At 51.3% G+C, this 13431-nt stretch carries 11 protein-coding genes and 1 other RNA gene; 4 read left to right on the forward strand and 8 right to left on the reverse strand.

Annotated features, from left to right (window positions below):
- Positions 1 to 14: 14 nt before the first annotated feature.
- Positions 15 to 629 (reverse strand): membrane protein YczE, encoded by a 615-nt coding sequence (yczE, locus tag RHD99_RS18800; RefSeq protein ID WP_309879214.1) that lies wholly within the window; start codon positions 627 to 629, stop codon positions 15 to 17.
- A 90-nt stretch (positions 630 to 719) separates the two neighbouring features.
- Here yczE and yczR point away from each other — a divergent pair, with 90 nt between their 5' ends.
- On the forward strand, positions 720 to 2150 hold the full coding sequence (gene yczR / locus RHD99_RS18805) for a MocR-like transcription factor YczR (protein WP_309875880.1): 1431 nt from the start codon (positions 720 to 722) through the stop codon (positions 2148 to 2150).
- 64 nt (positions 2151 to 2214) lie between these two features.
- Here yczR and RHD99_RS18810 read toward each other — a convergent pair whose 3' ends face one another.
- Positions 2215 to 2853, reverse strand: a complete 639-nt coding sequence (locus RHD99_RS18810) for a helix-turn-helix domain-containing protein (protein ID WP_309875881.1) — start codon at positions 2851 to 2853, stop codon at positions 2215 to 2217.
- Positions 2854 to 3133: 280 nt separating this feature from the next.
- Between RHD99_RS18810 and RHD99_RS18815 the strand changes: the two genes are divergently transcribed.
- A complete protein-coding gene (locus RHD99_RS18815) occupies positions 3134 to 5110 on the forward strand; it encodes an alkyl/aryl-sulfatase (protein ID WP_309875882.1) in 1977 nt (658 codons plus the stop codon).
- 245 nt (positions 5111 to 5355) lie between these two features.
- Here the strand turns inward: RHD99_RS18815 and ffs are convergent.
- An RNA gene (gene ffs, locus RHD99_RS18820) (signal recognition particle sRNA small type) lies at positions 5356 to 5452 on the reverse strand.
- Positions 5453 to 5654: 202 nt separating this feature from the next.
- Here ffs and RHD99_RS18825 point away from each other — a divergent pair.
- Positions 5655 to 5966, forward strand: coding sequence for an MGMT family protein (locus RHD99_RS18825; protein WP_309875884.1), 312 nt, complete (start codon positions 5655 to 5657; stop codon positions 5964 to 5966).
- A gap of 74 nt (positions 5967 to 6040) precedes the next feature.
- On the opposite strand, the gene RHD99_RS18830 is transcribed toward RHD99_RS18825, so the two are convergent.
- Complete coding sequence (locus RHD99_RS18830) at positions 6041 to 6619, reverse strand: YbaY family lipoprotein (protein WP_309875886.1); 579 nt, start codon at positions 6617 to 6619, stop codon at positions 6041 to 6043.
- Positions 6620 to 6834: 215 nt separating this feature from the next.
- Between RHD99_RS18830 and tesB the strand changes: the two genes are divergently transcribed.
- Positions 6835 to 7695: an acyl-CoA thioesterase II gene (gene tesB / locus RHD99_RS18835; RefSeq protein ID WP_309875888.1), complete on the forward strand. Its 861-nt coding sequence runs from the start codon at positions 6835 to 6837 to the stop codon at positions 7693 to 7695.
- Positions 7696 to 7961: 266 nt separating this feature from the next.
- Here the strand turns inward: tesB and amtB are convergent, their stop codons facing one another.
- The 4 genes from amtB to RHD99_RS18855 all read right to left on the reverse strand — a co-directional run bounded on the left by amtB (position 7962) and on the right by RHD99_RS18855 (position 13422).
- The gene (gene amtB / locus RHD99_RS18840) at positions 7962 to 9248 is read right to left on the reverse strand and encodes an ammonium transporter AmtB (RefSeq protein ID WP_309875890.1); all 1287 of its coding nucleotides are present in this window, start codon (positions 9246 to 9248) and stop codon (positions 7962 to 7964) included.
- A gap of 32 nt (positions 9249 to 9280) precedes the next feature.
- Positions 9281 to 9619 (reverse strand): P-II family nitrogen regulator, encoded by a 339-nt coding sequence (gene glnK, locus RHD99_RS18845; RefSeq protein WP_183271314.1) that lies wholly within the window; start codon positions 9617 to 9619, stop codon positions 9281 to 9283.
- 253 nt (positions 9620 to 9872) lie between these two features.
- On the reverse strand, positions 9873 to 11651 hold the full coding sequence (locus RHD99_RS18850) for a SmdB family multidrug efflux ABC transporter permease/ATP-binding protein (RefSeq protein WP_309875892.1): 1779 nt from the start codon (positions 11649 to 11651) through the stop codon (positions 9873 to 9875).
- Positions 11644 to 13422 (reverse strand): SmdA family multidrug ABC transporter permease/ATP-binding protein, encoded by a 1779-nt coding sequence (locus tag RHD99_RS18855; RefSeq protein ID WP_309875894.1) that lies wholly within the window; start codon positions 13420 to 13422, stop codon positions 11644 to 11646. Before RHD99_RS18855 ends, RHD99_RS18850 begins: the two co-directional genes overlap by 8 nt.
- Positions 13423 to 13431 lie beyond the last annotated feature (9 nt).

The raw sequence follows: 13431 nt of genomic DNA on the forward strand, positions 1-13431 counted from the left end.
TTTTGGCTTCAACATTAGGGCACAATAGTCGGTTCAACCAGGTTTTTTTGCGAACGGGTCTGAATGCGAAACCACGGCAAACAGAGTTGGATTAACGGGCCAATCGCCAGCGCATACAGCACCGTACCGACACCAAACGTGCCTCCCATCAACCAACCGGCCAGTAAGACGGTTAACTCAATCGCCGTCCGTACACTGCGTACTGACCAACCGGTGCGCGCATTAATCCCGGTCATCAAACCATCACGCGGGCCGGAGCCAAACCCTGCACCGATGTACATCCCGGTCGCAATCGCATTCACCAGAATGGCAGCCAACAGTAAAATGCTACGCATCACCATCGATTCAATCGGCGGCATTAAGGCGAGTGCGGCATCAGCGGCCAGACCCAACACAATCACGTTGCTGATTGTCCCCAGCCCTGGTTTCTGGCGCAGCGGGATCCACAGTAGCAATACCAGCGCGCCCACCACGATCATCACCATGCCAATATTTAAAGAGAAGATCCGCGCCACGCCGAGGTGGAAAACGTTCCAGGGATCAGCACCTAAATTGGCCCGCACGAACATCGCCGTGGACACACCATACAGTACCAGGCCGGTATAAAGTTGCAGCAAGCGTCGAGCGATCATCTTCTTCACCTCAGTGTTCTTTTGTGGCTTTACTTTTACGCAAAATGGATCTGAAATTAAGGTCCAGTTAATACAAAGTGGATTGATATGGCGCAGCGCAGAACCGGTTCTTCATCTCTGACAAAGTTGCTGGGAAACTGGCATCAAGAATTAACCCGCACCCCGGTTTATCGCCAACTGGCAGATGGACTACGGTTGTTGATTCTGGATGGGCGTTTGCCGCTCGATAGCCGCCTCCCGGGTGAACGTGAACTGGCAAAAGCGCTCGGCGTTAGCCGAACCACTGTAGCGACCGCGCTCGCACAATTGCGTGATGAAGGATACCTGGCAAGCCGACAAGGTTCGGGGTCTGTCACCATGCTGCCGGAAGGGCTACAAGCTGTTTCTCCACTCCCCGGCCGAGGGGCAACGTTGGACCTCTCCACCGCAGCGCTTGCGGCGGGGCCCGAAATTCATCAGGCCTATGCCAACGCGTTGATTGCCTTGCCGGAGTATTTGGGTTCGACCGGTTACAACCAGCAGGGTTTGCCGGAACTGCGTCAGGTTATCGCACAACGCTATGCTGCCCGAGGACTGCCGACTCACGCCGATCAGATTATTATCGTCAATGGCGCACTGAGTGGTTTTGGGTTGATCCTGCGACTGCTGACTGGTCCTGGCGATCGCGTCGTCATGGATCACCCCACTTATCCGATGGCGCTGACGGCAATTAAAGGGGCGTCCTGCCGTGCCGTTCCCGTAAGCCTGACTGAACAGGGGTGGGACACTGAGGGACTTGCAGCCACCATTGCGCAAACCTCCCCACGGCTAGCCTACTTGATTGCCGATTTCCATAATCCCACCGGGCGTTGTATGGATGTGGATACGCGTATCGCTATCGCCGAAATGGCTGCCCGTACGCGCACCACGGTGGTGGTTGATGAAACTATGGTCGATCTGTGGTTTGACAACCCACCACCGCCACCGTTGGCCGCCTTTGATAACGATGATCGAATAATCACCCTGGGATCGGGCGGAAAAAGTTTCTGGGGCGGTATGAGGATAGGCTGGATCAGAGCCTCAGCGCGGACCATTGCGTCACTGATTCAAATCCGCGACACGTTGGATTTAGGCTCGCCGGTTCTGGAACAGCTCGCTGCAATCCACTTATTTAACGAAGCGGATAACTTCCTGCCTGGGCGGCGCGACATGCTGCGCCAGCATAGAGATGCCTGCGGTGAAGCCATCAAAGAGATATTCCCGGACTGGAAAATAACCGTTGTCCCGGAAGGAGGATTATCCTGGTGGATTGAACTGCCAAAACCACTGGCAACCGTCTTTGCCGCCAGCGCGGAATCCATCGGTATTCGCATTGGCGCAGGCCCACGTTTTGGAGCCGAAGGAGCATTTGAACGGTATTTGAGATTGCCATTTACGCTTGAACCCACGCAAATGCGCGCAGCACTGGAGCGATTAAAGCCAATTTGGGATAACCTGGCACAAACTCGGGATGAATATTTAAGGAGAACAGTGGTTTAGCGGGAGGCGAAATTGGGTGCGATGAGTATTAAACCCGCACCCGGTTAAGATAAATTGCCACTTTTTAATAATCTTCAGGTAATACTTTATTAATCGAAATCAATTTGCCACTTTTCACTGAAATATATCCCCCTTCCTTTAAATCCGCCAGCACACGAAACACATGCGTACGCGATAATTTGGTACGTCGAATAATAAAATTCGCCAGACCTTCGCTTTCGTTGGGGAATGTCTTCGATCTGTATAGATAACGATATAACATCGGTTTAATCGTTTGGTAACTTGTCAGCTGTTTCCTCTCAGAATGAAGCTCCAAAGAGAATATGGTCATAAAAATCAAAATTTTTGATAACACCTGCATATATTCAGCATTTTGAAAAAAGATCCCATCAAAATCCTGCCAGGAGATTTTAATCAATTCAACAGGTGTCATGCATTTATATTCAAAGTTGAGTTGCGGGCAATACCTTTCCATTAGGCCAATTGGCATAAGTTCAATGACATTGCCAATAGTGAGTTCACTTTCCGCATGGGATATGGCGACTGAACCCTCCAGGGGAAAGTAAATAAAACCAGATATTGGCTCTATTTTTTCTTTATCTGAAAAGATGAGTTTCTCGCCTTTTTCACTAACGTCAACAATAAAGCCTCTCAGATCAAGTGATTGATAACAGAAGTGAATGTTTTCAAAATCAGCTTTCATAGGCTCCCCAAATATACCATCAGTTGTTGCAGTATAGTGCAACCGAAGGTGGGATGTCTGTACTGACTAAAGTTTCTATTTCGTCCCCTATTAATAACGCACAGTCCCATTTGGGACTATTGTGCTTTAAAACAATCCACTAAAATTGACGAAATAGTGAATAGATTTTTTAACCTACATCAATCGTCAATATTAGATTGTGCTTAAAAAATATATTTACTCTCGCCATGGCGACTCTGATTCGTCAAATACATAACATTGCCACTTAGAGGTTGAATTAATGAGATTGAATCTGATAGCCAGTAGTCTGGCTGTCGCGGGTTTACTGGTCACCATGTCAGTAACAGCGGCAACTCCTGCGCCGACAAAAGAAGCAACGGCAGCAACCAAACGCGCCAATGAAGCCATTTACAACCAACTTCCCTTCGCGGATAAAACCGATTTTGCCAATGCGCATAAAGGTTTTATTGCCGCACTTCCACAAAGTATTATTAAAGGTGAGAAAGGAAATGTTGTCTGGAATCCTCAACAATATGCTTTCATTAAAGAAGGCGATAAAGCACCAGATACAGTAAACCCAAGCCTTTGGCGTCAGTCTCAACTCATCAACATTAGCGGTCTGTTTGAAGTCACTGACGGTGTTTACCAGATCCGTAACCTTGATTTGTCCAATATGACGATTATCGAGGGTAAAAAAGGCATTACCGTCATTGACCCGCTCGTTTCCGCAGAAACAGCTAAAGTCGGCATGGATCTTTATTACAAAAGTCGCGGTAAAAAACCGGTAGTTGCCGTTATTTATACCCATAGCCACGTTGACCATTACGGCGGCGTTCGTGGTGTTGTTGATGAAGCCGATGTAAAGGCGGGGAAAGTTAAAATCTATGGCCCGCAGGGGTTCATGGAAGCCTCTGTTGACGAAAATATCATGGCGGGTAACGCCATGAGTCGTCGCGCAAGCTATATGTACGGCAATCTTTTACCTGCTAATTCAAAAGGCCAGGTGGGTGCGGGATTGGGGACGACCACTTCTGCAGGTACCGTGACCTTATTGGCGCCAACAAATTACATAACACACACGGGGCAGGAAGAAGTTATCGATGGACTGACCTATGACTTTATGATGGCGCCAGGTTCTGAAGCCCCATCTGAAATGCTGTGGTATGTCAAAGAGAAGAAAATGATCGAAGCGGCGGAGGATGTTACTCACACTCTGCACAACACTTATTCTCTGCGTGGGGCAAAAATCCGCGATCCGCTGGCCTGGTCCAAATATATCAACGCCGCAATTGATCGCTGGGGTAACGATGCCGAAATTATTATCGCCCAACACCACTGGCCAACCTGGGGTAAAGATAATGTCGTGAACCTGATGAAAGGCCAGCGCGATATGTATCGTTATATCAATGACCAGACGCTGCGCATGGCGAACCAGGGCCTGACACGCGACGAAATTGCAGCAAAAATTAAATTGCCGCCAAACTTAGCCAAAACTTGGGCAAGCCGTGGTTATTACGGTTCTGTCAGCCACGACGTAAAAGCCACCTATGTGTTTTATCTCGGTTGGTTCAATGGCAACCCGGCAACGTTAGACGAGCTGCCACCAGAAGATTCTGCAAAGAAATTCGTCGAATACATGGGAGGTGCTGATGCTGTCCTTCAGAAAGCCAAAACTGACTTTGAACAGGGCAATTACCGCTGGGTCGCTCAGGTTGTGAGCAAAGTCGTGTTCGCCGATCCGAGCAACAAAACTGCACGAAACCTTGAAGCCGATGCACTGGAGCAAATGGGCTATCAGGCTGAATCTGGCCCATGGCGCAACTTCTACCTGACTGGTGCTCAAGAACTACGAAATGGCGTGGGGATTGGCCCAACGCCAAATACTGCCAGCCCTGATACCGTTAAGGCAATGACGCCAGAAATGTTCTTCGATTATTTGGCGGTACATATCAATGGCGAGAAGGCGGGTGATACCAAAGCGGTGTTTAACATCGACTTGGGTAGCGATGGCGGCAAATACAAGCTGGAGTTGGAAAATGGGGTGTTAAACCATACCGCTAACACCGAAGCAAAAGATGCCGATGCCACATTCTCCTTGAACAGAGATACGCTTAACAGAATCATCCTTAAAGAAGAAACGCTTAAACAGGCGGTGGATAAAGGTGAAGTTAAGGTGACAGGCAACAGTGAGAAGATGAACGAGATGCTAGGTTTTATGGATAACTTTGAATTCTGGTTCAATATCGTTACCCCATAATGCAAAAGCCCTGTGGCGTATGTCGCAGGGCATTTTTTTGCAGTTCTTTATCATTATCTACAACGCCTCAAAGCAACAATTCCTCTCTCTACCCGCTCATTTCCAGCAATACCCTTCCCTCAAACGATGTCGATAAAAGACAGGCGTTCACATAGCTTTAAAATGAGAAAATCAACGTTGTCCCGAAAAGAAACCTAAGCAGAAGAATGGAATGGAAATGTCAGGGAGGCAGAATTGGGTGGGGGCCCTGCCAGCTACATCCCGGCACACACGTCATCTGCTGCGGCTGCTTCCTTCCGGACCTGACCGAATTCACAAATTAGTGTTGCGGGAGAACCAACAGGGCCCCCATTGAGAGCGCTAGTTACCTAACGCGCTGGCGCATTATCCATGTTGCCCCAGGCAATTGCAAGCAAGGAGCGGTCAGGTGTTGCTTTCTTGCGCAGCCCCTGTTTTTCTTTCTAGTTTAGCGCACGACGATTATCCTTACCCTCTGGCTGTTATACCCAGGTGACTTCAAAGCACAGGGTAAATGGAGTTAGCTATGGAAAATAACGATTCATTCCCGCAGCGCGTTTATCAGATTATCGCTGCTATCCCGGAAGGTCACGTCACGACCTATGGCGATGTGGCTCGGCTGGCAGGTTCCCCCCGCGCCGCGCGGCAAGTAGGCGGTGTTCTCAAGCGCCTACCTGAAGGCAGCAAATTACCCTGGCATCGCGTGGTGAACCGTCATGGCACGATTTCGCTGACCGGCCCGGATTTACAACGTCAGCGGCAAGCGTTGCTTTCAGAGGGAATTATGGTGTCTGGCAACGGGAAAATTGATATGCAGCGTTATCGCTGGAATTACTAAAAAGCGCCTCGAAGGAGGCGCTTAAGTGAGTTGTCGTGGATTGAAAACCACACTTTACTCGGCAACGCTTAGCATCATAACTGCGTTGGAGCCGGTACCGCTGACGAAGGGTTAACCTGAGTCGGGGATGTCAACGGAACGGTCGTTGCTGCGCCACCGTTGTCCTGCACAGGAACTGCCGTCTGCTGAACAGGTACCAATGTCAGATCCGCTTTAACTCCCCCATTGTTTATGACCGGCTGAATGGTATCGGTGATAAACATTAGCTGATTATTCACGGTGATTGCCGCACTCAGAATGATGCGCGCGTTAGGTTGAATATCCGCTGGGTTATACGGCAACACAAAGCTGAACGGCGATTGTTTCCCTTCCGTACGGACAGCTCGCTGCGACAGCACTCTTGACGGCGCATCCGCCAAAGATGCATCAGATAATGTCACCGTGAGCACAGCATCTGGCGGCAACGCGATACGTTGACGAATCCAGACCGTACCCGAAACATTTGGCTGTTGAATATCAGACTGCGCTAAAGATGCTGCTGATGAAGTCGTCGCAGCAGGGGCTGGTGTCGGGATGTCAGCACTTTTATTATGCGCGCATCCCACCATCGCAACAGCAATGGCTAAACCACTTAACGTGTGCACAAGTTTCATTGATTTGTTCTCCTTATCATCAATGCACCAGCAGGCTGTTGGCCCACAAGTAATGAGTGGTTAAACATACTTATCACGCTAAGTGTGGCACATATCACTGATTTTTGCCTAAAACCGTAACACAAGATCAGGTCGGGCCACTGGGTGGCGATTGTTGGAAACCTGTTATAATCAGGCCAATTGCGCGATTTTTATTATTTCATTGAGGACCTTTTATGAGTCAGGCGCTCAGCAATTTGTTGGCATTACTCAATCTGGAAAAGATTGAAGAAGGTATTTTTCGTGGCCAGAGCGAGGACTTAGGTTTACGTCAGGTTTTCGGTGGACAAGTCGTTGGCCAGGCGCTGTATGCCGCCAAAGAAACCGTGCCAACAGAACGCCTGGTGCACTCTTTCCACAGTTATTTTCTGCGCCCAGGGGACAGCTCAAAGCCTATTGTTTATGACGTAGAAACTCTGCGTGATGGCAATAGTTTCAGCGCACGACGCGTTGCGGCGATCCAAAATGGCAAGCCTATTTTCTATATGACCGCCTCTTTCCAGGCGCCAGAGTCTGGCTTTGAACATCAAAAAGCCATGCCAGGGGCTCCTGCCCCGGAAAATCTGAAGTCAGAAACAGAAATCGCCATGGCGTTTGAAAAGTTGCTGCCACAGAGCCTGAAAGAGAAGTTTCTCTGTGAAAAGCCACTCGAGATCCGCCCGGTTGTATTCCACAACCCTATGCAAGGGCATGTCGATGAGCCGGTACGTCAGGTGTGGATGCGAGCCAACGGTAAAATGCCAACGGAATTACACGTACATCAGTATCTGCTGGGTTATGCCTCTGATTTTAACTTCCTTCCCGTCGCGCTTCAGCCACATGGCGTTGGTTTCCTTGAGCCGGGTATGCAAGTGGCGACTATCGATCACTCAATGTGGTTCCACCGCCCGTTTGATATGAATGACTGGTTGTTGTATAGCGTGGAAAGTACGTCGGCTTCCAGTGCGCGTGGCTTTGTTCGCGGGGAGTTTTATTCACGCGATGGCGTGTTGGTGGCGTCAACGGTGCAGGAAGGTGTGATGCGTAAGCGAGGTTAGGGTCAGGACGCCCTCACCCCAGCCCTCTCCCCCAGGAGAGGGAGGAAACTTCACAATCCCCTCTCCCTCGTGAAGAAGTGAACCGACCATTCCCCTCTCCCTCGTGAAGATGAGAACCGGCCATTCCCCTCTCCCTCGTGAAGATGAGAACCGGCCAATCCCCTCTCCCTCGTGCAGATGAGAACGGCCATTCCCATCTCCCTCGTGCAGATGAGAACGGCCATTCCCCTCTCCCTTTGGGAGAGGGTTAGGGTGAGGGGAAACAATTATGCGTTGTAAGCATTTTCGCCATGGCTGTTCACATCCAGACCTTCGCGCTCTTGCTCTTCTGGTACACGCAGACCCACAGTCAGGTCAGCAACCTTGAAGCCAATGAACGCAACAACTGCGGACCAGACAATCGTCACACCGATACTTTCCAACTGCACCAGTACCTGATGGCCCAGCGTCACGCCTTCTGCGTAGCCCACACCACCCAGAGAGGTTGATGCAAAGATACCGGTCATGATGCAACCTACGATACCGCACACGCCGTGGACGCCAAACACATCGCAAGGGTCATCCACACGCAGCCATTTTTTCAGCAGGGTTACGCCCCACAAGCCTGCCAGACCTGCCACGATACCGATAATCAGTGCACCGCCGACGCCGACATAGCCACACGCTGGAGTGATACCAACCAGACCGGCGATAGCACCAGAACACGCGCCCAGCAAAGAAGGCTTGCCACGCAATGCCCACTCACCAAATACCCAACCAAGGACTGCCGCTGCTGTTGCGACAACAGTGTTCACAAAGGCCAAGGCTGCGATTTCGTTTGCCGCACTCGCAGAGCCTGCGTTGAAGCCAAACCAGCCGAAGTACAGGATGGCAGTACCGGTAAACACCATTGGCAGGTTATGCGGTTTGAACGCTTCTTTACCGTAACCCACACGTTTACCAATCAGGTAAGCCCCCACCAGCCCCGCCACCGCGGCGTTGATGTGTACGACTGTACCGCCCGCGAAGTCCATTGCGCCATGCGTTGCCAGCAAACCGCCTCCCCACACCATATGCGCAATCGGCACATAAGAGAGCGTCAGCCAAATCACAACGAAGATCAGCACCGCAGAGAAGCGAATACGTTCAGCTAACGCGCCAACAATAAGCCCCACGGTGATACACGCGAAGGAACCCTGGAACGCAACATGAATATATTGGTAGAAAGACCCCATCAGCGCGGTGAGTTGAATATTTTTCAGTAACAGCCAGTCGAAGTTACCAAAGAAGTTGCCACCGGTGCCAAAGGCCAATGAATAGCCGTAAACCACCCACAGCACGCAAACCAGTGCAAATGTGACCGTTATCTGCGTCAACATCGACAGCACGTTTTTAGAGCGAATCAAGCCGCCGTAAAACAGTGCCAGCCCAGGTATTGTCATAAACAGCACCAATGCAGTGCTAATCATCATAAAGGCGTTGTCTGCTTTATCGGCCACAGCCGGTGCCGCCAGAGCAATTGACGGCGCAAGTGCCAGGGCTACAACGCCTAAGATAGAGGCTAATTTGTTCATTTTTTCCATCCCTTTCACGAGTGGCAAGACGATTACAGTGCGGCTTCGTCGGCTTCGCCGGTACGAATGCGGATGACACGTTGCAGTTCAGCAACGAAAATTTTGCCATCACCAATCTTGCCGGTATAGGCAGCTTTGCTAATGACATCAATCACTTCGTCGAGTTGATCATCGGCAATTGCCACATCAATTTTCACTTTTGGGAGAAAATTGACGCTGTACTCAGCACCGCGGTACAACTCTGCATGACCTTTCTGACGGCCAAAGCCTTTAACTTCGGTCACAGTCAGCCCTTGAATACCGATTGCAGACAGCGCCTCGCGTACGTCTTCGAGTTTGAACGGTTTGATAACCACGGTAACCAGCTTCATAGATCCCCTCCAGTCAGAATTGGGTAATTGCCTCTAGAACACGATTTAGATAAAGCAAAGGCCATGCCAAAAATGAAAAACAGGCATTTTCAGCGCGTTAAACCGCGCCGTATAAGGATTCAATGGCTGGAAATTACGATGACTGGGATTAAGAAATTTCTTAGATAATAAAAACGCACCATTTAAGTGCATGGTGCGTTTCTTTTCTGCACCAACGGGGATGCCCATTGGGTTTATGCGTGTTTTTGGTGCGTCAGGCCGTCGCAGTCTCTTCACGAGTGGCCGCCGCTAATTCTTCACCCGCCAGTTGCAGTTGATACATCTGCCAGTAGCGGCCTTGTTGCGCCAGCAGTTCACTGTGCGTCCCGCGTTCAACGGCTTGCCCACGGTGCAACACCAGAATGGTGTCAGCATCAGTAATCGTTGACAGACGGTGAGCAATCACCACAAGCGTTGTGTGCTCGCGTACCGCGGCCAGCGCATGCTGAATGGCCTGCTCGGTGCCGGAGTCGATATTTGCTGTCGCTTCATCGAGGATTAAAATCTGCGGGGCATCGACCAGCACACGTGCCAGTGCCAGCAGTTGCTTCTGGCCGACAGACAAATTATTACCCTGCTCACCCAACCGCGTATAAATCCCCTCACTCATGGTGCGCGCCAGTTCTGCGAGTTGCACCGTTTCCAGCGCCTGCCAGACTGCCGCTTCGCTGATGTCGCGTCCAAGCGTAACATTGGCAAAGAAGGAGTCAGCCAGCACCACCGGATCTTGTTGCACCATCGCAACGCCCTGACGCAACACGCTGTGGCTCAGCGTGTCCAGCGGGCGACCATCAAGACGAATCTCACCGCTGGTGAGTGGGTAATAGCCCATCAGCAAGTTAGCCAGAGTACTTTTCCCACTGCCGGTATGCCCCACCAGCGCGACGAAACTGCGCGCGGGAACATCAAGGTTGATGTCTTGCAACACCAAGCGATCGCCACGATACGCAAAGGAAACGTTGTCGACTTGAATATGGCCGCTTTCCAACGGGCGATTATCGTTACCGTAATCCTGACGTTTACCATCCATCAACTCAAAGACACGTTCACCCGCAACCACCGCTTGTTGCAGCATCGATTGTTGTGTGGTGAGTTCGATTAAAGGCTCATTCAAACGCCCTAAATAGTTGATAAATGCGTATAACACGCCAACTTCGATAGTCCCGACCGAGGTAAAACCAAACAGCATCAACAAGCCGCACAGCACCATCGCCGAAAACAGGCTCAGCAACGGACGTAGTAAAAAACCATCAAGACGCAGGGTTTGCATCCGCGCCAGATAGTGCGAGCGACTCGCCGCGCCCATGCGCTCGCCAAAACGCGCTTGTTGGCGGAACTGCTGGATAACGCTCATCCCGTTGATGACTTCGTTAAAGCCATCGTTGATATCAGCCAGATAGCTGCGTACCCGGCGAACAATCGGCGTGCTGTAACGTTGGTAGATGAACATCACGATAATGACGGCGGGGAAGATGCAAATCGCCACCGACGCCATGCGCCAGTCGAGGCTAAACATCGCCACCAGCATCGCGCCAATCAAAGCAGCACTTCGCAATACGGTCGCAACCACCGTCACGTAGAGATCACGAATCACTTCTGTGTCGTTGGTGACTCGGGAAATTAATTGCCCAACAGGCTGCGTATCAAAGGTGCTGAGCGGCTGGCGCAATGCGGCATCCATCACGTCAGTTCGCAGTTTTTGCACCACGCCAACGGCAGCCTGGTTAAACAATAACGCTTGCCAGTAATGCAACCCCGCAGCCGAGATAGACAGCAGCAGATAGGCTGTCGCCAGCCCCGCTACCGCCGCGACAGGCAGACGATGCTCAGAGACCATATTATCGATGAAGTAGCTCACGATAATCGGGCCACTGACTTCGGCGGCAGCAGCAATCCACAGCATGACCACCGCGCCCGCGAGCGGTTTACGCCACGGTGAGCCATAAGCCAGCAGGCGTTTTATGGTTGGCCATTGCTGTATTGATTTACGCATTGGCGGGTTCCTCGTCTGCTGTCGTTTCTGGCGCATCATCCAACGCCGCTTCCAATTGTTGATAACGATACATGTCGCGATACCAACCCGGCATTCCCACCAACACATCGTGATTGCCTCGTTGGGCAACATGCCCGTGCTGCATGACCAGGATTTCACTGGCTTCGGTCAATGCCGACAGACGGTGCGCACTAATAATTACCGTGCGGTTTTCGCCCCACTGACGCAGGTTATGCAGGATTTGGTGTTCGGTTCGTCCATCGACGGCTGAAAGGGCATCATCGAGGATCAAGATTTCCGCATCGAGTAATAACGCACGGGCGATAGAAATACGCTGCTTCTGACCGCCAGAAAGCATCACACCACGCTCGCCAACTTCGGTTTCGTAACCTTGTGGCAAACGCAGAATATCGTCGTGAACGCTGGCAAGCCGGGCAACATGTTCAATTTCTTGCTGCGTTGCGCCCGGTTTACCCAGCGCGATGTTGCTGGCCACCGTATCCGAGAACAGGAATGGCGTCTGGTTTACCACCGCCAGACGGCTGCGCCAGGAGTCGAGCTGCATCTGTACGAGTGGGATCCCATGGAAACAAATCTCGCCCTGGTCAATGTCAAAATGGCGCTGGATAAGAGACAGAATCGTACTTTTCCCGGCTCCCGTTGGCCCACATAGCCCCAACATTTCGCCCGGTTTTAAGGTAAAGGAGACATTTTCAAGCGTTGGCCGTACCGTTTGTGGGTAGTGGAACGCCTGAATATTAACCTCCACGGTGCCGCGACCGGCTGGCGCTTCTTTGTCGCCATCACGGACGGACGGCGCTTCGGATAACATGCTGCGAATGCGGCTGTACGCCGCACTGCCACGTTCAACAATATTGAACATCCACGCCAGCGCCAGCATCGGCCAAATCATCAGGCCGAGGTACATCACGAAACTGGTCAGTTGACCAAGCGTCAGCGAGCCCTGAATTACCATCCAACTGCCCCCACCAATCGCGAGCAGGTTTGCCGTACCAATGGTGATATAAATCGTCGGGTCAAAGCGCGCATCGACCCGTGCCACTCTCATGTTTTTCTGCCCGGCATCTTTGGCTTCGGCGGCAAACAGTGCGGATTGTCGGTCTTCAAGACCAAATGCTTTGATCATGCGGATGCTGGATAAACTTTCCTGCGTCCTGTCGTTAAGCGTTGAGAATGCCGCCTGGGCAAGCTTGAAACGTTGGTGTAATTGGTCGCCATAGCGTTTGATCACCAGCGCCATAATGGGCATTGGCAGTAATGCGAGTAACGTGAGTTCCCAGCTGATTTGCGTCGACATCACGATAAGCACCGCACATCCCATCACCAGCGAATCAACGAGAGTGAGCACCCCCTCGCCTGCGGCAAAAACCACACGGTCGACATCGTTGGTTGCACGGGCCATCAAATCACCAGTGCGGTGACGCAGATAGAATTCAGGGTGCTGGCGGCTTAGCTGGCGGTAATAATCTTCACGCAATTCAACAGCAAGCTGGTAAGACGCACCAAATAACAACACACGCCAGACGTAACGGAGTATGTAGACGATCACCGCAATGATGAGTATCACGCCTATCCACATCAGCACGTCGCTTCCGGAAAGGCGCTGTTGGGTGACACCATCGACAATCACGCCCACCAGTTTTGGTGGCACCAATTGCAGGATTGCAATGATAATAAGCAAGGCGACAGCCCCGAGATAGCGTCGCCATTCGCGGGTGAAGTACCAGCTTAATTGAGCAAATAATCGCACGCAGTCAGA

It is taken from the genome of Buttiauxella selenatireducens (assembly GCF_031432975.1).
In the GTDB taxonomy this organism is placed as follows: domain Bacteria; phylum Pseudomonadota; class Gammaproteobacteria; order Enterobacterales; family Enterobacteriaceae; genus Buttiauxella; species Buttiauxella selenatireducens.